Raw genomic sequence first — 25318 nt, 5'->3', positions numbered from 1 at the left:
CCCAGTATTATTAGTACTATAGTGATGAGGCTTGAGTAACCTCCAAAGTATCAATTTTCGATATCAATGTATGTATTGTCGACAAGAGCCGGGGCAACTATGCTGAACAGCAGGTGATTTTTAACATTGCCTTATATTTTCGGTTTTTTTTGGGGGCTAAAGAGGGAGGTCCCCGGTATTAAAACCTCATAAGTCAGATTGCTCCCCACAGTTTAATAACTTCCATGACGAGCTGGATTCACCGTGACTAAGTGTATTTTCTTTGGGGTTACTGGAATACTGCTGTCATCTATAGCGTTGGCAACTGAAATTATTCCCGCCAAGAAAGTGATGCATTACTGGGTGGATGGTAGTGCGGGATTGAGTCTTTCCGGTTTGAGTTTTTGTGACGGCAAACTGCTTACGGTTTCCGATAAGGAATCTGAAGAAGTCTATACGATTAAGTTGGAGGGAATGCGCGCTAAGCTGGAGCCCTATTTAAAACTTTCAGGACTGAGGGTCCCGAAGAAAGATAAACCTAAAAATTTTTGGCATTTTATTTTGGATTTAACTCGCCCGGCAGCTGCAATGGATTTTGAGGGAATCAGCTGCACAGATAATACTATATATATACTGAGCGAGCGTTACAATCGTATTGCCGAAGTGGATAGGGAGGGCAAGGGCCGCTGGCTGGAGAATTTATGGTCAACTACGGCCAGGGCCCAGGGTTACATGCAAGGATATAACCTCTCCGGTGTGGGGTTAGTAAAAGTTGGTGATGATTTTTGGGTGGCTTTGGAGCGCGATCCTCGTGGCTTGGTAAAGCTGGGACCAAAAGGGAGTGTGCAGACCTATACACCGCCGCCAGTTACAGGGTTGGACTTTCGTGGAGAATCCGAAAATCTAGCGGGTCTCGATTATTATGACGGAGCCCTGTTTACCTTGGAACCCAATGCCTACGCAGTGTGTCGAAGGGAGTTGCCAAGCCTCAAAGCGGAGTGGTGTCTTGATTACCGAGCATTTGAGGAGTCGTCTGAGCTTGAGTACGAAGCGACCCAGATTGGGGGTAAGGGCGATGGGCTTGTCGTTGGAGAGCAGGGCATTTTTATTGTGTTCGATAACGACAATATTAGCCGAGCTCAAGACCCTCAAGACCGCCGTGCGCTATTGCTGCACTTGTCCCTGCCAGAGGATGACCAATAGGTGGCAGGGAAGAAATTACCGGCGCTGCTTGAGGAGGTGCGCGCCTGTCGCCTGTGTGAGGAGCACCTGCCATTGGGACCTAACCCGGTTCTGCGTGCAGCAGAGTCAGCGCGTTTGCTGATCGTAGGCCAAGCACCGGGTACCAAGGTCCACGCAACCAGTATTCCCTGGAATGACCCCTCTGGTGACCGCCTTCGCGACTGGCTGTCGATCGATAGGCAAACCTTCTACGATGAATCCGAGATCGCCATTATCCCCATGGGCTTTTGCTATCCCGGTCGAGGCAAAGGTGGAGACTTACCTCCGCGCCCTGAATGCGCTGCCACCTGGCACAAGCGTCTGCTGGCACAGCTGCCCAACTTGCAACTTACTCTGTTAGTGGGACAATACGCCCAGCGTTACTATTTGCCGCATTGGTATGGCAGTATCACGGAGAATGTGCGCCACTACCGCGACGCCCTGCCGGCCCGCTACTTCCCTTTACCACACCCCAGTCCGCGCAATACCCTATGGTTGCGCCGCAGGCCCTGGTTTGAGGAAGAGGTGGTGCCGGAACTGAGAAGACAAGTACAGAAAATACTCAAGGTTTAACCATGCCGGTTCCGGATAATATCAAGATTCACCCCTCCTGGTACGATGTATTGGAAGAGGAGTTCAACCAGCCCTATATGGCTCAATTGCGTCAGTTCTTACGGGGAGAAAAAGAGGCCGGCAAGCGGATTTACCCAGCCGGCGGGCAAATTTTCAATGCTTTTAACTCGACACCCTTTGACCAGGTAAAAGTGGTGATTCTGGGGCAGGACCCCTATCATGGCCCCGGCCAAGCCCACGGCCTCTGCTTTTCCGTGATGCCCGGTGTGCGTATCCCGCCATCGCTGCAGAATATCTATAAGGAACTGTATTCAGATATGGGTATTGTTCCCGCCCACCACGGTTGCCTACAGCCCTGGGCAGAGCAGGGTGTGCTGCTGCTCAACGCCACCCTGACTGTAGAAGACAGTAAGGCCGGCGCTCACCAGGGCCGCGGTTGGGAGCAGTTTACCGATGCCGCTATCCATAAACTGGCAGAGCAGCGTGAAGGTCTTGTGTTTGTTCTGTGGGGCAGCTATGCACAAAAGAAAGGCGGTTTTATCGATCGCAACAAACACCTGGTGCTACGCGCACCCCATCCATCCCCTCTCTCTGCTCATCGTGGCTTTTTTGGTACCCGGCCTTTTTCTCAGGTCAACCACTGGTTGCAGCAGCGCGGCAAAAAACCGATTGAGTGGGCATTGCCTGAGGTGAGCAGGCTGGAGAGGGTTGCGGTAGAGCTTTAATAGTAACCGTAATTTCTCTAATTTTTATAAAAAGGTTCTTAGGTTTGGAGTTTTATGGGGCTTGGCCGTGATTCCAGAAATATTGTGAAGCTTTAGCAGTTATCCTGCGCGCTTTGAATTAAAATACCTCAATAAATTGCCGATAAGCGCGATTTATTGAGGTGGTCATTAAATTGCACCTCAAGATGGTTTGGGCAGTTCATATACATCTCTACTTAACCCGTCATTAAATTTTCGCCGTCCGGTTTTATTCCCTCCAAGTTTCTTAACCACAGAGTGTGCGGCAATATTTTCATCATTCATATAGGTTTCAACTTTTACCCATTTAAATTTGTTATATGCATGTAGCAAAGTGGCTTTGGAGGCCTCTGTGGCAATACCTTGCCCGCGGGCCTCAGGTATCACCCACCATGTAAGCTCTTTCGGCCAGTCTTTCCCTTGCCAGAACCCACAGGTCCCAACATAGCTGTTATCCGACTTTAACTGGATTGCCCAGACACCAAAACCTAGTAAGTGCCACGATCCAAGATCGGCTTTTAATCTAGACCAAACCCGCTCTCTGTCTATTGGGCCACCATACATTCTGGATGCTTCTAAATCTGTGTAAAAACGCTCATAAACATCAAAGCAGTTACTATTAGGAGGGGTTAATCTGAGTCGCTCTGTTTCTATTGTAGGTATCATATTCTTCTGGCTGGATTAGTGCTCGTCATGCAGCGAGTAATTTGTGTGAGTACAGGTCAATGAATAACTGATTTTCCCAATGCTTTTAGGGGTTGGGTGGGTGGCCTAGAGGGTCTCTATTGCAGCATACTACTGGGTCAGAAGGAAAGAATACACTGCACTCGAGACTAGCGGTGAATACATCCCTGTAAGCTCGTAATCGGCATCCATGCCTCATACGGTCCCGTGCACAGTGTATTCTTTCCTTCCCCCCCCCCCCTTTTTTTTTAGTATGTTTTCAACAGTTTTAGCGCTAATTTAGATTCCGGTCTTAATGCGTAGTCGTATGTCTGAGGTGGTTGCTCCAAGCCCGAATTGGGTTGGGTCCAGATTTTAGAAGCGCCGTGAAGGCTTCCTCATAAAGAAGCTGAGCGTAATTTATTAAGTGGTCACCAACTTTACCTGAAAGCTTGAGTTGAGCCTGATTTCTTCTGGTTTCGCTGGAGGCTCTGCCTTAGCTAGGAAATATAATATTCCTGACTAATAAAAGACACAGATTGAAGTGGAATTTTTGCCTTGATGAGTGTTCTTTTTAGTTTTTTTGTACAATTAAGTAGGCGTGCAGTTCAGGATATTGATCGTATTCAAGGTGCCTGCAAATACACCCTAAATTAAGCGATAAACTAAGGAAGCCATTTGTTCCCAGAGTCGAATAGTAGAGCTCTGGCCCCATGGCGTTATTGGTATGTTCACTTTTTCCATCTGTGCCGCCGAAGGAGAAAATTAACACCCCTCCTGCATTAAGACTAGTAGCCAATTTTTCCAGCACTTCCACTTGTTTTTTTAGCGGTATATGCCAAATGCTATCCCAGGCGGTAATAAAATCATATTTTCCTGGAATATCCCATTTGCATATATCTTGGTGGTGAAAGAGGATATTCGGGTGGCGACTTTTGGCTAGGTGTATCATTTCTTTAGAGATATCGACACCTTCGGGAGTAAAGCCTTCATTTTGAAGTAGATCTATAAATCGTCCGGTGCAGCCGCAGCCAACATCAAGTGCCTTGCCTCTACTTTTCACAAACGTTAGCGCAAGTTTGTGCTGATCAATGCCATTTTCTCTGTTGAATTCCTCGCCTTCCCATAGATAAGTGAGTTTATCGTATGCTTTTCCAATCTCTTTTGGATTCATAGTTGCTAAGCCAATCGGCACCGAAATGAATGACGCTTTAAGGCATCCCTTGAGCTGAATTGATCAAAAAATCGATACCCGCAAGTGTGTAAGCTGTTATGGTTTGCCCTGGTTATCCAGGGGAGAGCCACTTGCCAGCCTGAATTCTAGATGTTTATGGAGAAATATAGTCTGCCTATTTTTCGCACTAATATCAATTTTAGCGACGGATTTCTGTCCAGTCCCATCAGGGTGGCTGTACACAAGCTCGCAATGCTGATGAGGTTGGGGTGTGTTATCAGCAGTTTGTCCACCATTATTATTTCTATACTTATGCCAGAATACAGAAAGGTCTATATGTGCTCCAGCGTCGAGGGTGTAATTTTACTGGCATTGTTGAGCCTGAAGCTCATTGATCTAAGGCTTCCAGAAATCAGCAGCCCCCTTAGGCAGCTCAGAAAGTAATTTGTCAAAATGTAATTCGTCAATGTGCCTCCTTAAAGCTTGCGCCACGTCTTGTATCGCTGTGTCTGTGGAGAAATTGTGGTTAGCCCTTAACATTCGTACCTCTTTTGTCATTGCCTCCCTGCTTTCAAATTTTTTCTTTTCTTCATTAATGTTCCAATCAGTTATAAAAAGGGCTCTTAGACAAATAGGAAGGGCATTTGCAAAAGCAATCCCTTCCTCAGTGGACAGTCTTCGACGAAAAACCTGGAAAACACTTTGTGTCATCGTATAGGTAACATGGGTGCTCCAAAGATTTGCAGTATCCCTTGCATCCACAAGGTAATCGTAAAATTTTGCTGATGCACGACCATATTCAGAAGGTACTGGCATATGTTTTGATCTCCGTAGCGTATTACTACTGGGTCAGAAGGAAAGAATAACTGCACTCGAGACGCACCGTGAATACATCCCTATAAGATCATAATCGTCATCTGTGCCTCATACGGTCCCGAGCGCAGTGTATTCTTTCCTTCTACCTTTTTGGTAAGTTTAAGGTTGTGACAGGGCTAGCTACTTATTTTCTTGGCATCGCATGTCAGCAGATACAATCTTTGACTAATTTTTAGCTTGGTTAACCTGTTGTGGTGTATCACTTGGCAGAGCTGGCCATTTTTGAGTCCTTTCAGTTCAAAACTGTACATCTGGTGCTGGTATTGTGCACTGCCTTTATCAGAGTTTCTTTCCCAGCTTAATCAGTCACGCTTAAGATCGAGAGAAGATAATGATATAAACAGCACCATTGAAAAGGTGCTTACCAAACTTTATTCCAGGCTGGATTTTACCATGGGGATAACTAATTTAGCTAAAATGGGAGTGTTTTAATCCGTAATTGATCGGCTTCTGTTGGGTTTTTCCAGATGAAAGAGTTTTCTATGAAGTTGTTTTTGTGGGACGGCCAGAAGAGTTATTCAACATTTGAAACTTCCTGCCAGTAAAGGAATATTGGCGACATTAGAGTTGATAAAATTGCTCCAAGTGTTGATTTTATTATCTTCTTTAGTATGGTCTGCATATAGCATTGGTATGCCGGCCATCGTGGTGGCTATTATCCTAACTGCTATCTCTGAGGCGATTCTACATTGCCCTATTCAAAATGCTTTTCAATATCAGCCTGCTATATGCATTTTGCACAGTCGTTAAAACATAAATATCCGTTATTGGCGCCTTGTATTTTAAAGGTTTCCTGGATGTTTAATTGCTTTCCCAGAAGTATCAGTTGCTGCGACCGAAGTTTGCCGTTTGGCGCCATTATATGTTATCGAGGTGGTCAAATGGGGGAGGGTATAATTGAGAAATTGAGGGGGCGTTAAAGAGTCAAAAGGCCTCTTATGCGGTTTTGGGTGGGGTAATGGAGAGCTTTTTCTTTTATGCAGGAGGGAAAGAAAAGGGTGGCAATAAAAGCCACCCTTTGGGAATCGCTGCAACTTCCGTCAAGCTAGCGGATCAGCATCCGCATCATAGGGAAGTTCCTGAATCTCCAGAGTGCGACCGTCTTTCAAGTGAAGATTTTCACCGGCGGCGACTTTGGCAATGGTAAGTACGGCGAGCAACTCTATGCCGTCTTTGCTGTGACAGGCTTCTACCAGATTGCCGATACTTTGCATTCCATCTCCAAAGATTTCCAGACCACTGATTGGCAGATCGCCTCCTGTACATTTTGCGCGGTAGAGTCGGCGTTTTGTGGCGCCGCGGAATTGCATACGAGCGACTACTTCCTGGCCGGTGTAGCAGCCTTTCTTAAAACTGACGCCGCCGAGCAAGTGCATATTGGTCATCTGTGGGATAAACATTTCGGAGGTGGCGGCATCAATCTGGGGAATGCCGGCTTCTATCTGCAACTTTTGCCAGAGGTCGTAGCCGGTTGCTTCGCACTCCGGGGAAAGAACTTGCCAGAGTTGCTGCACTTTGGTGGGGGGTACCAGTAGGGCGAGTTGGTATTTATTGACCGCCTGGGCAATACAGCGCTCGCCACCGAAATCAAAAGTGATAACCTCGCCGGGGGAGGGCGTTTCGAAGCCAAGCAGCTGTGAAGCTTTTTGTGCGACATCTTGGCCTTGCAAGCCCAGCCAATGGCTGTCGTCGCTGATATTTATTAACTCTGCCTTAAAAAATACAGCGTATTTGGCCAACGCTTGTTGGGCGATCGTTGCCAGGTCGCTGGGGAGGCGGAAAATAAATTCACTTTGGGACAGTTTTAGGGCGCTGAATGCACTGATCATACGGCCCTTGGGGTTGCAGTGTGCGCCCAGGGTGCTGTGTCCGTCCGGTAGGTTCACCAAGTCGCAGGTGAGCTGGCCCTGTAAGAATTTCTGGCTGTCAGGGCCAGTGATCGAAACCGCGCCTAGGGGGCCGAGGTCGATCAGGTGCAATCCCTCTGGATCATCGGTACTGGTAAGGGGGAAGTGGGCTTTGCCGCCCTCCCAAATGGCGCCTTCGCTGCTGAGAAAATCCTGCCACTGTTGTTGTTCCATAGTGCTGCCACCTCCGGTTATTCTGGGACACTAATTGGGGGTTAGCGTGTCTTTTTCAAGTTTGCCCGGTCAGCGGGTATACTGTGCCCTTTAACTTGGTTGGAAAAGAAGTATGGATCGCAACCGTTTGTTTTGGGCCAGTCGCCGCGGCATGTTGGAGCTGGATCTGGTGTTGCTGCCGTTTCTGGAGAATGTCTACGAAACCTTGGAGCCCGAGGATCAGCAGCGCTATATCCGGCTATTGGATGAGCAGGATCAAGACTTGTTTGCCTGGTTCCTGCGTCGCGAAGATCCGGCCGATCCGGACCTTCAGCGTATAGTGCAGATCATTCGTGACAACACCGGCCTGCAGCAATAGTCCTCCTCCCCAGTACTTTGAGCGCAGCGCCCGCCTGAGCTGTGTCGTTGCGCCGTCTCCCGCCCTCCTTTTTCTATTGTTTTTGGCTGTTTTACAGGCGGCTCTTCTCCTTTGGCTTTGCGAGTTACCTTCCTGGTTGTTTTGGGTTTTATTGGTTTTTGTTCTGGCGTTCGCATGTTGGGAAACACGCCATCTGGGCCGTATGGTGGGGACATTATCCACTCGTGAGCACCGTTGGTTGTGGCGGGAGGTGGGGGAAAGAGAGCGGGAATTTGAGTTCTGTGGGGAGTTAGTATTGTGGCGTTGGTTACTGGTGATCAATGGGCGGGATTTGCAAGGTCAGCGCTTGCGACTGGTATTGTTGCGGGACGCACTCAATGCGGATGACTGGCGCCAGTTGCAGACGGCGCTGCGATTCTCCCGCTAGGGTGAACCACAGTCCGAGAGCCATCTGTACGCTTAAATAAACTGCCGTTGATTGGCGAAGTTCTCCGGTACCAGCACTGTATCCATGGCTAATTCCCGCAGATTGGGATAGTCGAGGGAATAGTGGAGGCCGCGACTCTCGCGGCGATCCAGAGCCGAGCGGATAATCAGTTCGGAAACCAGGGCCAGGTTGCGTAATTCCACCAGGTCGTTGGTGATACGGTAGTTGGCGTAAAATTCACGAATTTCTCGTTGCAGCAATTTCACTCGATGCTGGGCGCGCAGCAGGCGCTTGCGTGTGCGCACGATACCGACGTAATCCCACATAAAACGGCGTAATTCGTCCCAGTTGTGCGAAATCACAACATCTTCGTCGGAGTCTGTCACCCGTGAGGCATCCCAGTCCGGTGCCCGACGTGGTGCCTGCACAGAGTCGAGGTGTTCCTCGATATGCAGTGCAGCGGAGCGGGCGTATACCAGACATTCCAGTAGAGAGTTGCTGGCCAAGCGGTTGGCGCCGTGTAGGCCGGTAAAGGTGGTCTCGCCGATGGCATACAATTGGTCCAGGTCGGTGCGGCCGTGGTGGTCCACCATAATTCCGCCACAGGTGTAATGGGCGGCGGGTACCACTGGAATCGGCTCGCGGGTGATATCGATGCCGTATTTGAGGCAGTTACTATAAACCGTGGGGAAGTGCTCGCGCACAAATTCGGGGTCTTTGTGCGAGATATCCAGGTACAGGCAATCCGCACCGAGGCGCTTCATTTCATGGTCAATTGCGCGGGCGACGATATCTCGGGGCGCTAGCTCACCGCGCCTGTCGAAGCGCCCCATAAAGCGGCTGCCATCGGGCAGCTTGAGTTGCGCACCTTCGCCACGCAGGGCTTCAGTGATAAGGAAGGCCTTGGCTTTGGGGTGGTACAGGCAGGTAGGGTGGAACTGGTTGAATTCCATATTGGCAACCCGGCAGCCGGCGCGCCAGGCCATGGCAATGCCGTCGCCACTGGCACCATCGGGATTACTGGTATACAGGTAGGCTTTACTGGCGCCCCCTGTTGCGAGCACTACGGCTTTGGCCTGGAGAAGCTCCACCTCTTCAGTATTCTTGTTTAATACATAGGCACCGGCACAGCGAAAACGGCCTTTCTCTGGGGCTGGCTGGCGGATAAGGTCGATAGCGACGTGGTGTTCAAAGCAGTCGATATTGGGGCTGTTGAGTACCTTCACCAGCAGGGTACTGTGCACGGCTTTGCCGGTGGCGTCGGCGCTGTGAATGATTCGGCGGTGGCTGTGCCCACCTTCTTTTGTCAGGTGGAAGTCCTCCCCCTCACGGGTAAAGTCCACCCCCTGATCAATTAGCCAGCGGATGGCCGCGGTGCTCTCTTCCACCGTGAAGCGCACAGAGGATGGGTGGCAGAGTCCTGCACCCGCGTCTAATGTGTCTGCAATGTGCGACTCCACCGAATCCATTTCATCCAGCACTCCGGCGATGCCACCCTGGGCGAACCAGGTAGAGCCATCCTGCAGTCGCTGCTTGGAGAGCAGGGCTACGCGATACTTAGCCGAGAGATGCAGGGCTAGGGTGAGGCCGGCGGCACCGCTGCCGATTACGAGGATGTCGTAGTTTGCCTGGGCATTCATAGATTTCATTTATCTTTTTGGGTCGCGTAGTATAGCGCCTCCTGATTATTCGTCGATTTGACGTGGAACTTATGTCCTATTGTCAGTGTCATCAACACAGTAAAAGAAACGCCTGCGCCGGCAGCCCCTTAATAAATAAATGTGGCGCCCGCGGTGTGGCTGGATATGGGAGTTGGGGATGACAGCGCATCAGGCGTCAATGAGTGACCGTGAGCTGGTAGAGCGGGTTCAAAAGGGAGATAAACGCGCTTTCGACCTGTTAGTACTCAAGTATCAGCACAAAATTGTTGCTGTAGTCAGTAGGTTTATCAAGGACCACAGTGAGGTACAGGATGTAACTCAGGAGGCTTTCATTAAGGCCTACAGGGCGCTCGCCAATTTCCGTGGTGACAGCGCCTTCTACACATGGATGTACCGAATTGCGATTAACACCGCTAAAAATCATTTGGTTTCCCGCAGCCGACGGCCGCCTTCTTCAGATGTGGATCTGGAGGATGCCGAATTTTATTCTGGGGCCGATCTGTTGCGGGATAATGAGACACCTGAGAACCAGATGTTTCGCGACCAACTGGAACGTGCTGTTCATCGCGCCATTCGCGCACTGCCAGAGGACCTGCGCTCAGCGGTTACGCTGCGTGAGCTTGAGGGGTTGAGCTACGAGGAGATCGCGGAGGTAATGGGATGCCCTGTGGGAACGGTGCGCTCTAGAATATTTCGCGCAAGGGAAGCGATTGACCGGACAGTCCAGGCCGTGATGGCTGGCGAGCCGGAAACACTGGGTGACAGAGGCTAATTTTGCGGAAAATTTTCCCTTTGGGGGAAACCAACCGCCGAGAGCCCGGTCATAACTCATACCAATTATGGTGCGTGTGGGCACCGAATAAATGATTGCACAAGAGGGTTAACCCCTATGTCCCACGGGAATCATCAGGAACGTCTCAACGAGTCGCTCTCGGCACTTATGGATGGTGAAGTCAGCGAACTGGAGCTGCAACGGCTGTTAAAGGCCTCTGCTGCTTCTGAAGAGTTGGGTGAGCGCTGGTCACGCTACCAACTGGCCGCGAGTGTTATGCGCCGCGAGCAGGTCGCACCAGTTGACAGCGGCTTGGCCGCGAGCATCTCTGCGGCGATTGATCTCGAAGAGCCCCTTTCCAAAACGGGAAATGGTGGCGCTGTAGCAGGCAAGGGGTTGGTTAACAGCCGCTGGTGGCGCCCACTTTCACGCGGTGCTGTCGCAGCTACGGTAGCTTTCGCCGCAATTCTTGGGGTTCAGCAGATTACCGATACCCAGCAGAGCACTGTGCAGGGTATTGAGCAAGTGGCGGAAATAGAGCGCCCGGCACAGCCGGTAGCGCAGTCGGCACCACAGCCATCCGGTTTTTATGTGCCGGCGCCCTCTACCCGCTCAGTAAGTACTGCAACGCCGCGCTTTGTACCTGAGCAGCGCTCTGGTGTCGTCGGGCAGGCGGTTATTCAGCAAGCGCCTACGCCGGAGCTAATGCGCCATTTAAACCGCGTGATGATTCAACACTCTGAACAGGCCGCGCATGTCGGCAGCCAGGGTATGGTGCCCTTTGCCCGCGCAACCTATGGCGAACAGGTTGGAATGTAGTGTGACGAAAGTCGTATTTAGGGGGAGTCTTATCAGTAACAGAATTCCAAAGGCCGGCAGCCTGCTGGTGGCTTCCTCTTTTTTGCTGACATCCTTGTCATTTGCGCAGGGGGTTGCCAGTGTTGACCCTAATACCCCCAATACCGTCAATCTCGATATGGCCAGTACCCCGGTGGCAAGCCCAGCAGTGCCGGGCGCCTCTGCTGGACCTAACGCTGTGATTTCAGGTGCTGCGGTGGCCAATTCGACAGCGTCGAGTATGGCGGAGCCCGCTATCGCTGAACCAGTCTCAGCTGTTTCCAGTACGTTGCTTGGGTCCAATGCCGCGAGTGGTAAGAGTATTGGCAATGAGGTTGAGCAGTGGCTGAATAAACTTGCCAGGGCAGTGAGTGAACTGGAGTACAGTGGCTTGGTGACCTTTGAGCACGCAGGCATGCTCGAGACTCTCCAAGTAGTTCACGCTGTGCGCGATGGTGAGCAGGTCGAGAGGGTTCGCTACTTGAGCGGAGAACCACGGGAATTGATCAGCCACGGCAGCGGGGGCAATTGTGAATACGGTGCTTCCCCCAGTGCCAGAACTACCCTGTGGAATGCAGTGGGTCAGCAGCAGGTGCAGCGAGCTTACCAGTTTATCTTGCGCGGTGAGGAGCGAATCGCAGATCGGGATGCTGTAGTTATTGAAGCCAGGCCCCGCGACCGCTATCGCCTCGGGCTTGTCGTCAGTCTCGATCGGGAGACGGGCCTGCCCTTAAAAACCATGTTGGTAAGTACCCAGGGGCGGGTGTTAGAGCGCTATCAGTTTGTACAGTTGGACCTGTCGCCGGTAAAAGACTCGGCACTGGAGGCTGTTTCCAATAATGCGCGGCGCATCGATAATCGCAGTACTTGTGAAGCGTCGCAGAGCCGCTGGCAGGTGCGTTGGTTGCCCGATGGTTTCAAGGTGGTTTCGGTAAAACCTCTTTCCGATGGCGATATGATGGTGTTCAGTGATGGGCTCGGTGTGTTCACTGTATTTGTCCAGCGCCTCGGTCCTGAGTTGGAAGATTTCAAAGGCCGTGCGATTCGCGGTGCCACCGTCGCCTATATGGATCGTATGGAAGTCAAGGGTGTTGCCTACACGGTGACAGTCGTGGGAGAAATCCCCGATGCTACAGCCCGCAGGGTAGCTAGTTCCATCGTAGAAAAAGGCTGAGCGACTTGCTGGAAGAGCGCGGCCGTATCGTGGCTATAGAATCCAATGCTGTCTGGGTGGAAACTATCCAGCGCAGTGCCTGCAATGGCTGTGAGACCAAGTCCGCTTGCGGTACAGGATTGCTTGGTGACTTCTTTTCTTCCTCCACAAGAGTGCGGGTGACGCTGAACGGCTTCCCCGCTGATAAAATCTCCCTCAATGATATTGCGGTTATTGGTATCGCCGAAAATGCCCTGAGCAGTAGTGCTCTGCTGGTTTACTTGGTTCCATTGGTTTCTCTGGTGCTGGTGGCTTTGCTGGGAGACTATTTGTTCGCTGAAATAGGCGCTGTACTCGGTGCATTGGTTGGCCTTGTAGCTGGCGCTTGCGGCGTGTGCTGGTACAGCCGCCGTCAATCCTCAAACTCCATTTACACCCCCATTCTCCTGCGTATTGAGCCTGGCAGTGGGCACTCCTAACCTAAACTGAAATCTCTAAAACTGATTGGAGATTCCTTATGCTGGCCCGCTGCTACGCTGAGCGCTGGCCCTTACGTACAGCGTTTGTAATTTCCCGTGGTTCCCGCACAGAAGCTGAAGTAGTGGTGGTGGAGGTCAAATGGGATGGCGTCGTTGGTATCGGCGAATGTACGCCCTACAAACGTTATGGTGAGAGCCCGGATTCAGTTATTCGAAAGCTCAAGCCGCTGCTATCAGAGTTGGCTGCTGGGGTGGGTCGGGATGAACTACAGGAGCGCCTCCCCGCAGGAGCTGCACGCAATGCCCTGGATTGTGCACTTGTGGATTGGGAGCGGAAATATCGAGGTGAGGAATTTTCCGGTCCCGACTCATTGCCTACCGTGCAAACTTTGGTGATCGATAGCCCCGACGCTATGGCAGAAGCTGCCAGTATCGCTATAGCCGAGGGTGTGGAAGTTTTAAAGCTAAAGTTGGACAACCTGCAGGTGAATGAGAGAGTGGCGGCTGTCCGCGCCGCTGCACCTGGCGCCCAGTTGGTGATTGACGCCAATGAGGCGTGGGAAGCGGATGGCCTGGTCCAGCGCTGTGAACAGCTGGCAGAGTTAGGGGTAGCCATGCTGGAGCAACCCCTACCTGCAAGGGGCGATGAATTTCTGGAGACTTTTCCCCATCCACTGCCGATCTGTGCCGACGAGAGCTGCCATACCCGGGTGGACCTACCGCGCCTGGCGGGGCGCTATGAGATGGTGAATATCAAACTGGATAAGACAGGTGGGATCACAGAGGCGGAAGCTCTGGCAGATGAGGCCTCTGCGCAGGGGTTTGAGCTGATGCTCGGCTGTATGCTCTGTACTTCACGTGCTATCCGTGCTGCCTGGTCCCTTGGGCCCCGGGCGCGTTACTTGGACCTAGATGGCCCCACCTGGTTGGCTAGGGATGTGCAACCGCCTTTACGGTTTGGTGCAGGTCGGGTTTACTGGTCGTAGGTGAGAAGGTCAATTAGTATGGTTAGGTAGTCCTCGCTAGCAGCGTCGACGGATATCGGCGGAAACTCTACAGTGATGCAAGGCAGGTTCTGCTCGGCGCACCAGGTGCCGAAGGAGCCAGGGGTCTGGTAGCCGATTTCCTCAATCAGCGGTAATTCCAGGCCTTTGGCCAGCCATGCTCCCAGGTCTGTCCTCTCCGGGTCTTCCACGCACCCGAGCGGCTCGTGTATGGATACTGTCCAGTCGGGGTCAAGTTTGGCAATCAGCTGACACAGTGCCGATGTTTCGCTTTCCGAAGCGGGATTGTTCCCGGTACTGAGCTTTACATCGCGGGCATCGGCAGAGCTGTTCCAGCGATATACATTGCCGCCGCCATCCCAGTTTTTTGTGGCAAAGTTGCGGTTGAGGTCCACTCCGTGGGCATTACAGCGGGTACCCAGTTGGCAGCCGTCGGGGTTTACCGCCAGTATTACATGGTGCTTGAGGTGCCCCGCTGCCAGCGCGCGCAGAGCGCAGGAGAGGGCTACTACCGCCGCCACCTCATCTCCATGGGTGCCGGCCATTACCAAGCCGTGTTTATGACCGGATTGTGCGGGAAAGTAAAAAAGAGGGGCGCCCAGTGTACTGTGACCATACAGTTCCCTGGGGAGGTGGAATTGGCCGCGCTCAGGGCGTGGACGCAGTTTGGACATCGCTGGCCCTTTACACAGATTTACACACGGTGGTAGAACTTTCGTGGCCACATTGCCACTAAGTCGTTAGAAAATGTCCCCAAAGGGGCCGGTACACCAAGGCAAGCCCTGGAAGGGACTCAAATTCCAATGGTTTCATATTAGAAGGGATGACTAGGGGTAACAAACCTATGGTTAAACGCTGTACACAATATCTAATAGTATTTTGTCTTTTAGTCTCCGGTGCTGTTAGTGCCCGCGGGCTGCCTGAACTTACTGAACTGATTGAGGAAAATTCGCCTGCGGTAGTCAAGATCAATACTGTCGATCGCAGTCGCATGGCGCGTGGGAATAATCCGCCTCAGTATCAACAGGAAATTCCCGATATTTTCCGTCATCTGCTCGAACCGCGTCAGCGTCAGCAGCGTCCGGTGGCCAGCATGGGTTCCGGCTTTATCATCTCCGAAGATGGCTATATCGTGACCAATAATCACGTGGTCAATGGCGCTGACCAGGTGAAAGTCACTCTTACTGACCGCCGCGAATATGAAGCCGAAGTGATCGGTAAAGATGAGCGCTCAGATCTCGCACTGCTAAAGATTGATGCGGAAGACCTGTCCGCAGTGCGTTGGGGGGACTCCGAAGAGTTACAAGTCGGTGAGTGGGTGGTCGCTATCGGCTCACCATTTGGTCTCGATTATTCTGCCAGTGCCGGCATCGTCAGTGCCATGGGACGCAGCATCCCCAATGAGAGCCGTGAGAACTATGTACCTTTTATCCAGACTGATGTGGCCATTAACCCGGGTAACTCCGGTGGGCCGCTGTTTAATCTCGATGGCGAAGTAATCGGGATCAACTCACAAATTTATACCCGCAGCGGCGGTTCTATCGGTCTGTCTTTCGCGATCCCGGCAAGTTTGGCCCAGGACGTGGTAGCGCAATTGAAAGAGAAGGGGCGGGTGGATCGCGGCTGGCTCGGTGTGGGTATCCGCAATGTGGATCGGGATATGGCTGAAGCCATGGGGCTCGGTAAGCCCTCTGGCGCTCTGGTAGAACAGGTGAGCCCTGGAACACCGGCTGCGGAAGCTGGGATCATGCCCGGTGACATTATCACCCGCTTCGATGGCCGCAAGATTGGCGTACACGGTGACCTTCCCCACGTAGTCGGTCAAATTCGCCCTGGAACCGAGGTCCCCGTAGATCTGATGCGCAAGGGGAAATCCCAGAGGCTGAAAGTGATTGTCGGTGCTCTGCCGGGTTCCGATGGTGAGCCCACCCAAGCTGCAAGTCGCCCGGCTTCCAGTATTGGTGGGCGCCTGGGCGTAGTCGTGGAGGAGATTCCCGACGGGATGAAGCAGCGCTGGAATGTGGATACCGGCGTGCTGGTCAAGCAGGTAGTTCCAGGCAAGCCCGGCGCCAAAGCGGGCCTGCGTAGCGGCGATATCATCGCCCAACTGGGATTTGAGGAAGTGGCGGACATGAAAGACTACAAGTCTGTGGTCAAGGAGCTCCCTAAAGACGAGCTGCTGCCAATTCGTTTCTTCCGTGCGGGCCAGTCAACTTTCCGCACAATTAAGATCGAAAGCTAAGTACACGAGGCAAATGGTGGCCCAAAGGGTCACCTGCCTCTCACCTCTGTCCATGAGTTCTGTTAGACTTGCGCCACACAGTTGGCACGACTGCCAGCTAATCGTTTGATTTTTCAAGGGTTTTTATTCCGCAGTGGCAACAGATCTCTCTCATATCCGCAATTTCTCCATTATTGCCCATATCGACCACGGGAAATCTACCCTGGCTGACCGCTTTATTCAGGACTGCGGGGGCCTCTCCGATCGGGAGATGGCTGAGCAAGTGTTGGACAGCATGGAGCTGGAGCGGGAGCGCGGTATTACCATCAAGGCGCAGAGCGTAACGCTCGATTACACGGCGCGAGATGGTAAGACCTACCAGCTGAATTTTATTGATACCCCCGGACACGTGGACTTCTCCTACGAAGTATCGCGCTCCCTGGCAGCCTGTGAGGGTGCACTTCTGGTTGTGGATGCAGCGCAGGGTGTAGAGGCGCAGTCTGTCGCTAACTGCTACACCGCTATTGAGCAGGGGCTCGAGGTTATCCCGGTTTTGAACAAGATGGACCTGCCCCAGGCAGACCCTGATAAGGTTGCCGAGGAGATTGAGGACATCATTGGTATTGATGCTGCAGAAGCTACACGCTGTAGTGCCAAGTCCGGCCTGGGTGTAGAAGATGTTCTCGAAGATCTGGTGCGCCTGGTTCCACCGCCGGAAGGTGATGTGGATGCTCCTCTGCAGGCGTTGATTATCGACTCCTGGTTTGATAGCTACTTGGGCGTTGTATCCCTGGTGCGCGTGGTGCAGGGCAGCCTGAAAACCAAAGATAAAATCGTTACCAAGTCTATCGGTCGAGCCCATGTGGTGGACAGTGTCGGCATCTTCACACCAAAACGCCATGAGACCGGAGTATTGCGCGCCGGTGAGGTAGGCTTTGTTGTCGCAGGTATTAAAGATATTCATGGCGCGCCGGTGGGTGACACACTGACCCACGCCAAGGGTGCAGAAGAGATCGAAATGCTGCCTGGCTTCCAAAAGGTCAAACCACAGGTGTATGCGGGCCTATTCCCGGTCAGCTCCGATGATTATGAAGCATTTCGTGATGCTCTGGAGAAGCTCTCCCTGAACGATGCCTCCCTGTTCTATGAGCCGGAAACCTCCGATGCGCTCGGTTTTGGATTCCGTTGCGGCTTCCTCGGTATGTTGCATATGGAAATTATCCAAGAGCGACTGGAGCGGGAATACGACCTGGACTTGATAACCACCGCCCCCACTGTGGTATATGAGGTGCAGCAGAGCGACGGCGAGGTAGTGATGGTTGATAATCCATCGCGCTTGCCGGATCTTGGCAATATTGAGGAGATGCGTGAGCCCATTGCAGATGTGAATATCCTGGTGCCGCAGGAATACCTGGGCAATGTGATTACCCTCTGCGTGGAGAAGCGTGGAATCCAGAAAGATATGCAGTACGTGGGTTCTCAAGTGTCCTTGCGCTACGAATTGCCGATGAGTGAAGTGGTAATGGACTTCTTCGACCGCCTCAAGTCTGTGAGCCGTGGCTTTGCGTCCCTGGACTACGGTTTTGTGCGCTTTGAAGCAGCAAAACTTGTGCGCCTGGACATCCTAATTAACGGCGACCGCGTTGATGCCCTAGCTTTGATTGTTCACCGCGAAAATGCCCAGCAAAAGGGGCGTGCCATGGCGGAGAAAATGAAAGAGCTGATCCCCCGTCAGATGTTTGATGTAGCAATCCAGGCGGCTATCGGTGGTCAAGTGGTGGCGCGCACTACAGTTAAAGCCCTGCGCAAGAATGTAACTGCAAAATGTTATGGTGGTGACGTTACCCGTAAGAAAAAGCTGCTGGAGAAGCAAAAAGCGGGTAAGCGCCGGATGAAACAGCTCGGCCGTGTGGAAGTGCCTCAGGAGGCTTTCCTGGCTGTACTGAAAGTGGATCAATAGCGGGCACCGACCCGCTATTGGGATAAAGGATAATAGAGATTTGTAATGGATATTAACTTACCCCTGATTCTGCTGTGGTTGGTTGTGATCAGTGGTGGAATCTGGCTGGTGGACAGCCTGCTTTTCGCCCGTCGCCGCAAAAAGGAAGCGGGCAACAATCAGGAAGATCCGGTTGTTGTTGAATACGCCAAATCGTTTTTTCCGATTCTGGCCATCGTTTTTGTATTGCGTTCTTTTATCGTCGAGCCTTTCCAGATTCCATCTGCCTCCATGGTCCCCACTCTGCAGATCGGTGACTTTATTCTGGTTAACAAGTACGAATACGGACTGCGTTTGCCAGTGTCGCGTACTAAGGTGGTGGATATCGGCGAGCCTCAGCGCGGTGATGTGATGGTGTTTTTTCCACCTCACATGAACGATACCTATTTTATCAAGCGGGTAATCGGCCTGCCTGGTGATAAGATTGAATTGAAAAACAATGTACTTTATGTAAATGGCGAACTGGCACCCCAGGAATTGATTCAGGCGATTCCGCCGGTTAACCCGCAGGTTGAAATCTTGTGGGAGAACCTCTACGGCCAGCGCCACCTGATGGCCAAGAATGTGCGTCCCGGCGAGTACGGTAACTTCAGTGGCACCGTACCGGAGGGCCACTACTTCATGATGGGGGACAACCGGGATAACAGTCTCGATAGCCGCGCTTGGGGATTTGTGCCCGAACGCGATGTGGTGGGCAAGGCATTCGCCATCTGGATGCATTGGGACAAGTTGCTCAGTTTGCCCAGCTTTAAACGTGTAGGCTCCATCCAATAATGAGAACTGGCCGGCACTATGCCGGTGATAAGGATTGAGGGCAAAGTTATGGGTAATACTATTCAGGTTTCATTTAAACACCAACGCGGTATGAGCTACTGGGGCTGGTTGTTGGTTATTGCGGTATTGGGTTTTACCCTTACTTGTGTATCGAAAATGGCGCCGGCATACGTGGATGCGCGCTACGTGAACGAAGCGCTGAAAACCCTGAGTGAAAACCCGGACCTGGAAAATATGACGGCGGGCCAGATTAAAAAAGAGATGGGGCGCTTCTTCCTGGTCAACAATGTGCGCGGTAAACCAACAGAGGCATTACAGGTGGTTCGCGGAGCGAAGGGTACTGTGGTCAGTATCGATTACGAGTTGCGCCAACCGCTGATTTATAACGTGGATGTCGTGATGAAATTTAATAAGCAGCTCAATACGGCCAAGCCAGAGCTCTGCTGTGATCCGCTGGTAGATCTGGAGCAATTCCGCAAACGTGACTGATCTTTTACTGGAACGCCTGTGCAGGCGCCTCGGCTATAAGTTTGAACAAGGAGAGCTGTTGGAGCTGGCGCTCACACACAGGTCCCATGGTAGCCGTAACAATGAGCGCCTGGAGTTCCTCGGCGATTCGATCCTTGGTTTTACTATTGGGGCCGCGCTATACGAGCAGTTTCCCGGGGGCCGGGAAGGGCAGTTGAGTCGCCTGCGTGCCCAGCTTGTCAGCGGTGAGACCCTGGCGAAGCTGGCGCGTGAGTTGGAAATTGGCGACTGCCTGCGCCTCGGTGAAGGGGAGATGAAAAGTGGCGGTTTTCGCCGGGCCTCTATTCTCGCCGATGCGGTGGAGGCGCTGATTGGCGCAATCTATTTGGATGCAGGTCTGGAGGCTGCCCGGGCCAGGGTTCTGGAGTGGTTTGCCCCGCGCCTGCAAGCCCTGTCCCTGGAGACGATGAAGGACCCCAAGACCCGCCTGCAGGAGTGGCTACAGGCGCGCAAGAAACCATTGCCTGAATACTCTGTGGTAGACGTATCTGGCGCGGAGCACGCCCAACACTTTATTGTTGAATGCCGGGTCAGTGGTTTGGCAGAGCCGGTGCGCGGAGAGGCCAGCAGCCGTCGCGCTGCAGAAAAAACTGCCGCGGTGGAAGCCTACAGGCGCCTTACTGGCCAGGACTAACTTTACACTATGAGCGAAGGCGGCCCGCCGTCTGCCTCGAACAGAAAGGCCTCCAGCAAGTGGGGGGCCGACCCGGTTCCGGGCCTCCCGGACACCTCCAAACCTTTCGGAGAACTTTCTTGAGCGAACAACCCTCTCGCTGCGGCTATGTCGCGATTGTCGGTCGCCCCAATGTGGGCAAATCCACGTTGCTGAATCATTTACTGGGGCAGAAACTGGCGATTACCTCACGCAAGCCCCAGACTACCCGCCACAATATGCTTGGTATTAAAACCGAGGGGCCCAACCAGATTATTTTCGTCGATACCCCGGGCCTGCACTCAGATCAGGAGAAGGCGATTAACCGCTATATGAATCGTGCGGCATCCAGCGCCGCGCGAGATGTGGATGTGGTTGTGTTTGTGGTCGAGCGCACTCGTTGGAGTGAGGGTGATCAATTGGTAGCGGATAAGCTGCGTGGCCTCAAGTGTCCATTGATCATTGCGGTGAATAAGGTGGACCAGCTGGAGGATAAGGGCGATCTGTTGCCACAGTTGCAGACACTGGCTGAGCAGCATCCGAAGGCGGAAATTGTGCCTATTTCGGCGCTGCGCAATGTCAATCTGGATACGCTGGAAGAAGTCATTCTTAAGCACCTGCCGGAAGATCAACACTTTTTCCCGGAAGATCAAGTCACCGATCGCAGCTCGCGCTTTCTCGCCGCTGAGATTGTGCGGGAGAAGATCATGCGCCAGTTGGGAGCCGAAGTGCCATATCAAGTGACTGTTGAAGTAGAAGAATTCTCTCAGGAAGGCAAGGTCCTGCATATTAGTGCGGCGATTCTGGTGGAAAGAGCCGGGCAGAAACGCATCATCATTGGTAACAAAGGCGAGCGCATCAAGCAGATCGGCAGCCAGGCCCGAGAGGATATGGAGCGCCTGTTTGACAGCAAGATCATGCTGAACCTCTGGGTTAAGGTGAAATCCGGTTGGTCTGATGATGAGCGGGCCTTGCGCAGTCTCGGTTACCGGGACGAGTAACCTGTCGTTGCCCGGTTGCTGATGCCATGAAAACACCACCGCCGGCGCAACCGGCATATATCCTGCATTCACGCCCCTATCGCGATTCCAGCCTCATCCTGGAGTTGTTCACGCCAGACTTCGGGCGAATCGGCTGTGTCGCCCGCGGTGCGCGGCGGGACAAACAGCGTCGCCAGCAGGCGCTACAGCCGTTTTCTCCCCTGCTGGTATCCCTGCTAGGCAGTGGATCACTAAAAACCCTGGGGCCGGTTGAAAATGCCGGTGCACCGCTTTGGCTGAAAGGGCGGGCTGTGTACGGAGGGCTCTATGCCAATGAGTTGATGGTGCGGCTTTTACCGGAAGGCGAGGCACACTATGCGCTGTTTGCCGCTTACCAGAGGTTGCTTAAAGCCTTGGCTGAGCTGAGGGGGGCTAAAAATGATGAGCTGGAAGGACCGTTGCGTAGCTTTGAATTACAACTGTTAACTGAGCTCGGCAGTTGCCCTCCGTTGGACCAGTGTGCCTACAGTCAGGCTGCGCTGTGTGTGGATGGCAGCTATCGGCTCGAACGGGAGCGGGGTTTCGTACCAGTGCATCGCCATCACGGGGCGGCAGCACGGAATGGAGAGTTTCTGGGGGCTGATTTGCTCGGCATAGTACAGGCACAGGAATCCGGTATTTGGTCCGACGAGCTGTTAATCCCGGCAAAGCGATTAACCCGGTTGTTATTGCGTACTGTGCTCGGGGATAAGCCGTTACAGAGTCGTGAATTGTTCAAGCAGGTTTATGGGAAATGATCGTCAGTATCGGTGCCGACATTTGTAATTACCAGCGTATAGAGTCCGCATGGCAGCGCCACGGAGAACGCTTTGTCGAGCGTATCCTGAGTGATGGCGAGCGCTGCGATTTTGCCGATCTGGCTGAAGCCAACCGCGCAGCGTACCTGTGCAAGCGCTTTGCTGCCAAGGAGGCGGTGGGCAAAGCATTAGGTACCGGTATCGGCGAAGGAATCTCCTGGCAGGATATCGAGGTGCGTAGGCGCAAGGGTGCAGCCCCTCAAGTGTTGCTGAGTGGAGCGGCACAGCAACGCGCCAGCACCATGGGTGTTGAAGTGATTCATCTGTCCCTCTCCGATGAGAAGGATGCAGCCCTGGCATTTGTCATTTTTGAGGCCCGCTAGGCCACTTCAAGTCCAAATAGCGCGTTCAAGTCCTGCTCCGAGGCCCAGTCCCGCAGGGCGCGAATCTCCCTTAGTACAGCATCCAGCTTGCGCCGGTCAATCTTTGCCGGCTCCTTGTCTTTCTTGGTGCGTAGCTCTTCCTGTAATACACAGGTGGCTTCGCGCAATCTGGAGACGCCACAATAGCAGCAGCCGCCGTGCATGCGGTGGGTCAACTCGAACATGCCTTGGAGGTCGCCGATATCCTGCAGCCGCTCCAGCTCGCGCTCGTCGGAAACCAGCCCATCCACCAGCATCTGCAACATATCCCGGGCCAACTTGGCATCGCCATTGGCGAGGGTCAGGCTCTCGCTGATATCAACCAGTCGCATCTGGTCGAGCTTCAGGTTTGCCACCATCTGGGGAGTGATGAGTTTGAGCCAGCGCTTGATCATATGGGATAACTGGGCCTCGCTGACCGGCTTGCTCAGGTAATCATCCAGTCCCGCGGACAGCAGTCGCGCTTTTTCTTCGGCGCCAGCGTGAGCAGTCAGCGCAATAATCGGTGTGCGCTTCCCGGTCTCCCTTTCGCGGATTCTGCGGGTGACCTCAATCCCATCCATACCGGGCATTTGAATATCCATAAAAACGAGATCGAAAGTGTTTTCTTGCCAATGTTGCAGGGCCTCCTCACCACTGGCGGCAATGACCACTTCCACGCTCTGGGCGCGCAAAAGCTCTCCAACGAGACGTCGGTTGGCGGCGTGATCATCGACTGCCAGAACCCGTGGAGGTGCGGGCCAGGGTAGGGCGGGCACGGCGCCACTACTGGATCGCGACTGGCTCTGTTGCGGTACAGCCCTTTTCAGGGCGCGTAACAGGTTCTCACGGGTAACCGGCTTGCCGAGGAAGGTTAGAGTGCGGGTGCGTAACTGCTCGTAGCAGCGACGCAACTCCGCCGGGGCGCCGAGGATGATCACTCGACATTGGTAGGCATCCACAAGGGACTGCACCTTGAGGCTAAAGCTGTCGAAGTCTCCCTTAGCGATGGCGGTATCGATAATCACTGCATCTGGCAGCGCATCGTGTCGCCACATCTGTTCGATGGCCGGCTGCAGAGTATCTGTATCGGTGAGCTCCACCGGCTCCATCTGCCACTGCTTGAGTAACTGCGCAACTTGGGAGCGGGTGAGTTCATTGGGGTCGGCTATCAATACACGGCAGTTGGGGAACATGACCCGCGGTGGGATACCGCGGTTGCGCTCCGGCACCAGGGACAGTTGCACCCAGCAGGTGCTGCCACCGTTTGCGGTTTCTTCCATTCCGGTGCTGCCGCGCATGCGCTCTACCAGGCTACGGGCAATAGACATACCCAGGCCGTTGGCACTGATCTGCTGAGTATGTTGTGGTATTTTGGCGTTGAGGATTTGTTGCAGTTCACGGCGGCTGGCGTCGTCGGTGCGATTGCCGAGATCGGTAACGCTGATTCGCAGAACCAATTCTGAGTCCTTACTACTCTGTACTGTGAGGCGTACCGGTATATTGCCGTTTTCTGAACTGCGCACTGCATTGCCCAACAAGTTTGTGAGTATTTGCTTGGTTCGCAGGGGATCGCCAACCAGGGTGGATGGCAGTTTTGCGTCGATTAAGGGTACCAGTTCCAGATGGTGCTCGTAGGCGTAGGGTGCAAGGATTTGTAGGGTCTCCTCGAGCAGTTGCCCCAGGTCCATGGGGATATGGTCGAGCACCAGATTGCCGGATTCAATGCGGGAGAAATCCAGGATATCATTAATAGTCGTGAGCAGATTTTCTGATGAGCGCAGTATAGTCTGCAGGTAGTCCTGTTGTAGTTCGTCGATTTCAGTTTTTAGCAGCAAGTTGGTGAAGCCAATAATGCCATTGAGTGGCGTGCGGATTTCATGGCTCGTGTTAGCCAGGAAGGTGGACTTGATGCGGCTCGCCTCCTGGGCTCTCTTGCGGGCCAGATCCAACTCAATATTTTGTTCTTCCATACTGTCGAGTGATTGCCGCAGATCGTCCATGCTTTGCAGCATGTTTGCTTTGTAGTCGCGCTGGTAATTGGAGAGCCCCTCGGCCATTTCGTTAATTTGCGTGGCTAACTTTGCGAGTTCGCGGTTTTCAATTTCGTGGGTGCGGCGATCAAATTCGCCACGGCCAATGGCCTGCAATACCTGCCCCATTCGCACCAAACTATGGGTAAAGCGTTCAGACAGGATTACTGACCAAGCTAATGCCGCCAGTGTGCAAATTATCAAGCCGACAAGCCCGACAAGTAGCACTTGGTAAGTGCCCACCAGGAAATAGGGACGGTGTAATTCAATACTGATCCAGCAGGTGGTGATTTCACCTTTCAAGGGCTGCAAAACCTGCAGGCTCTCATCATCCTCAAAAATAAATGATTCACGCTTTTTTAGCTGCTCACTGGTGATCGGAGAACGCGGGCGCGGGCCTGCACTGGCTAACAACCCCAACCCTGTTGTCAAGTCCAAAGGGCGTTTCTTACTCGCTTCGGTGGAGTAGATATGAACCGAGCGCACCATATCTTTTTCCAGCATGAGCGCCAGCAAGCTATTGCGTAGCCACTCCATACGCAGCTCAGTGGGGTGGCCGCCACTCATCTCGATCAGCTCGGCCAGTTGCTCTGCACTGGCTCGCCCGTGGCTGAGCAAGAGCTGGCGGCGATCATGCATCTGCTGGAGAGTGAAGACCAGAGCCAGAGTCATGGCCAGGATCAGCGCCGGGGCAACAGTAAAGCGAAACATGATTGAGCGCAGAGAGCGCAATTCTCCGGGTGCTGGCAAAGATTGAGCTGTTTTGTTCGGGGCCATGGTTATTGGAGGGCCTTGTGCGATTATTTTTCCCTCATTTTACCTGTATACATTGGGCTGCGCACGCCCATGCCTGGAAGTGAAGAAATAGTTTCTCTTCGGGAATGAGGTTGAGCAGAAATACGTAATAACCCGACTATATAGTTCACCTGCAG

At 53.0% G+C, this 25318-nt stretch carries 25 protein-coding genes; 18 read left to right on the top strand and 7 right to left on the bottom strand.

Translation table 11 applies throughout. The features are described 5' to 3' along the window. Window positions 1–243: 243 nt before the first annotated feature. The 3 genes from ACCI49_RS03440 to ung are packed head-to-tail and all read left to right on the top strand — an operon-like array spanning window position 244 to window position 2498. A complete protein-coding gene (locus tag ACCI49_RS03440; protein ID WP_371837581.1) occupies window positions 244–1182 on the top strand; it encodes an esterase-like activity of phytase family protein in 939 nt (312 codons plus the stop codon). Beyond that, window positions 1183–1773: a uracil-DNA glycosylase family protein gene (locus tag ACCI49_RS03435; RefSeq protein WP_371837580.1), complete on the top strand. Its 591-nt coding sequence runs from the start codon at window positions 1183–1185 to the stop codon at window positions 1771–1773. It begins immediately after the preceding gene. A gap of 2 nt (window positions 1774–1775) precedes the next feature. After that, entirely contained in the window at window positions 1776–2498 is a 723-nt protein-coding gene (gene ung, locus ACCI49_RS03430; protein ID WP_371837579.1) for a uracil-DNA glycosylase, read from the top strand. Window positions 2499–2678: 180 nt separating this feature from the next. On the opposite strand, the gene ACCI49_RS03425 is transcribed toward ung, so the two are convergent. The 4 genes from ACCI49_RS03425 to ygfZ form a co-directional block, all read right to left on the bottom strand. Next, the gene (locus ACCI49_RS03425; protein ID WP_371837578.1) at window positions 2679–3182 is read right to left on the bottom strand and encodes a GNAT family N-acetyltransferase; all 504 of its coding nucleotides are present in this window, start codon (window positions 3180–3182) and stop codon (window positions 2679–2681) included. Window positions 3183–3753: 571 nt separating this feature from the next. Continuing rightward, on the bottom strand, window positions 3754–4353 hold the full coding sequence (locus tag ACCI49_RS03420) for a class I SAM-dependent methyltransferase (RefSeq protein WP_371837577.1): 600 nt from the start codon (window positions 4351–4353) through the stop codon (window positions 3754–3756). A gap of 396 nt (window positions 4354–4749) precedes the next feature. After that, on the bottom strand, window positions 4750–5169 hold the full coding sequence (locus ACCI49_RS03415; RefSeq protein WP_371837576.1) for a DUF2267 domain-containing protein: 420 nt from the start codon (window positions 5167–5169) through the stop codon (window positions 4750–4752). Window positions 5170–6269: 1100 nt separating this feature from the next. After that, window positions 6270–7310: a CAF17-like 4Fe-4S cluster assembly/insertion protein YgfZ gene (gene ygfZ / locus ACCI49_RS03410; protein ID WP_371837575.1), complete on the bottom strand. Its 1041-nt coding sequence runs from the start codon at window positions 7308–7310 to the stop codon at window positions 6270–6272. A gap of 112 nt (window positions 7311–7422) precedes the next feature. On the opposite strand from ygfZ, the gene ACCI49_RS03405 reads away from it, so the two are divergent. Further along, window positions 7423–7668 (top strand): FAD assembly factor SdhE, encoded by a 246-nt coding sequence (locus tag ACCI49_RS03405; protein ID WP_371837574.1) that lies wholly within the window; start codon window positions 7423–7425, stop codon window positions 7666–7668. After that, on the top strand, window positions 7643–8095 hold the full coding sequence (locus ACCI49_RS03400; RefSeq protein WP_371837573.1) for a protein YgfX: 453 nt from the start codon (window positions 7643–7645) through the stop codon (window positions 8093–8095). Before ACCI49_RS03405 ends, ACCI49_RS03400 begins: the two co-directional genes overlap by 26 nt. 32 nt (window positions 8096–8127) lie before the next feature. Here the strand turns inward: ACCI49_RS03400 and nadB are convergent, their stop codons facing one another. Further along, window positions 8128–9744, bottom strand: a complete 1617-nt coding sequence (nadB, locus tag ACCI49_RS03395; RefSeq protein ID WP_371837572.1) for an L-aspartate oxidase — start codon at window positions 9742–9744, stop codon at window positions 8128–8130. A gap of 169 nt (window positions 9745–9913) precedes the next feature. Here nadB and rpoE point away from each other — a divergent pair, with 169 nt between their 5' ends. From rpoE to ycjG, 5 genes are all read left to right on the top strand, one after another. Next, window positions 9914–10528: an RNA polymerase sigma factor RpoE gene (gene rpoE / locus ACCI49_RS03390; protein ID WP_371837571.1), complete on the top strand. Its 615-nt coding sequence runs from the start codon at window positions 9914–9916 to the stop codon at window positions 10526–10528. A gap of 117 nt (window positions 10529–10645) precedes the next feature. After that, window positions 10646–11347 carry a sigma-E factor negative regulatory protein gene (locus tag ACCI49_RS03385; RefSeq protein WP_371837570.1) on the top strand — a complete coding sequence of 234 codons (702 nt, stop codon included), beginning with the start codon at window positions 10646–10648 and terminating at the stop codon, window positions 11345–11347. A gap of 1 nt (window position 11348) precedes the next feature. Next, a complete protein-coding gene (locus tag ACCI49_RS03380; protein ID WP_371837569.1) occupies window positions 11349–12539 on the top strand; it encodes a MucB/RseB C-terminal domain-containing protein in 1191 nt (396 codons plus the stop codon). A gap of 5 nt (window positions 12540–12544) precedes the next feature. After that, window positions 12545–12997, top strand: a complete 453-nt coding sequence (locus ACCI49_RS03375; RefSeq protein WP_371837568.1) for a SoxR reducing system RseC family protein — start codon at window positions 12545–12547, stop codon at window positions 12995–12997. A 38-nt stretch (window positions 12998–13035) separates the two neighbouring features. Continuing rightward, window positions 13036–13983: an L-Ala-D/L-Glu epimerase gene (gene ycjG / locus ACCI49_RS03370; RefSeq protein ID WP_371837567.1), complete on the top strand. Its 948-nt coding sequence runs from the start codon at window positions 13036–13038 to the stop codon at window positions 13981–13983. On the opposite strand, the gene mpaA is transcribed toward ycjG, so the two are convergent. Then, window positions 13971–14675: a murein tripeptide amidase MpaA gene (mpaA, locus tag ACCI49_RS03365; protein WP_371837566.1), complete on the bottom strand. Its 705-nt coding sequence runs from the start codon at window positions 14673–14675 to the stop codon at window positions 13971–13973. The two genes, ycjG and mpaA, sit on opposite strands and share 13 nt — an antisense overlap. A gap of 170 nt (window positions 14676–14845) precedes the next feature. Between mpaA and ACCI49_RS03360 the strand changes: the two genes are divergently transcribed. From ACCI49_RS03360 to acpS, 8 genes are all read left to right on the top strand, one after another. Next, window positions 14846–16243 (top strand): DegQ family serine endoprotease, encoded by a 1398-nt coding sequence (locus ACCI49_RS03360; protein WP_371837565.1) that lies wholly within the window; start codon window positions 14846–14848, stop codon window positions 16241–16243. Between the two features lie 133 nt (window positions 16244–16376). Then, window positions 16377–18182 carry a translation elongation factor 4 gene (gene lepA / locus ACCI49_RS03355; protein ID WP_371837564.1) on the top strand — a complete coding sequence of 602 codons (1806 nt, stop codon included), beginning with the start codon at window positions 16377–16379 and terminating at the stop codon, window positions 18180–18182. A 45-nt stretch (window positions 18183–18227) separates the two neighbouring features. Further along, a complete protein-coding gene (lepB, locus tag ACCI49_RS03350; protein ID WP_371837563.1) occupies window positions 18228–18995 on the top strand; it encodes a signal peptidase I in 768 nt (255 codons plus the stop codon). Window positions 18996–19043: 48 nt separating this feature from the next. After that, window positions 19044–19484: a DUF4845 domain-containing protein gene (locus ACCI49_RS03345; protein WP_371837562.1), complete on the top strand. Its 441-nt coding sequence runs from the start codon at window positions 19044–19046 to the stop codon at window positions 19482–19484. Then, window positions 19477–20157, top strand: a complete 681-nt coding sequence (gene rnc, locus ACCI49_RS03340) for a ribonuclease III (protein WP_371837561.1) — start codon at window positions 19477–19479, stop codon at window positions 20155–20157. The genes ACCI49_RS03345 and rnc overlap by 8 nt, the downstream gene beginning before the upstream one ends. Window positions 20158–20276: 119 nt before the next feature. Further along, on the top strand, window positions 20277–21176 hold the full coding sequence (gene era, locus ACCI49_RS03335; protein ID WP_371837560.1) for a GTPase Era: 900 nt from the start codon (window positions 20277–20279) through the stop codon (window positions 21174–21176). A gap of 26 nt (window positions 21177–21202) precedes the next feature. Next, window positions 21203–21952: a DNA repair protein RecO gene (gene recO, locus ACCI49_RS03330; RefSeq protein ID WP_371837559.1), complete on the top strand. Its 750-nt coding sequence runs from the start codon at window positions 21203–21205 to the stop codon at window positions 21950–21952. After that, window positions 21949–22335, top strand: coding sequence for a holo-ACP synthase (gene acpS / locus ACCI49_RS03325; RefSeq protein ID WP_371837558.1), 387 nt, complete (start codon window positions 21949–21951; stop codon window positions 22333–22335). Before recO ends, acpS begins: the two co-directional genes overlap by 4 nt. Here acpS and ACCI49_RS03320 read toward each other — a convergent pair. Further along, complete coding sequence (locus tag ACCI49_RS03320) at window positions 22332–25163, bottom strand: response regulator (RefSeq protein ID WP_371837557.1); 2832 nt, start codon at window positions 25161–25163, stop codon at window positions 22332–22334. The genes acpS and ACCI49_RS03320 overlap by 4 nt on opposite strands. Window positions 25164–25318: the final 155 nt, after the last annotated feature.

This window comes from Microbulbifer epialgicus (assembly GCF_041447265.1).
GTDB lineage: Bacteria > Pseudomonadota > Gammaproteobacteria > Pseudomonadales > Cellvibrionaceae > Microbulbifer > Microbulbifer epialgicus.
Note: the sequence above shows the minus strand (reverse complement) of the source record. Positions and strands in the feature narration are given on the sequence as shown.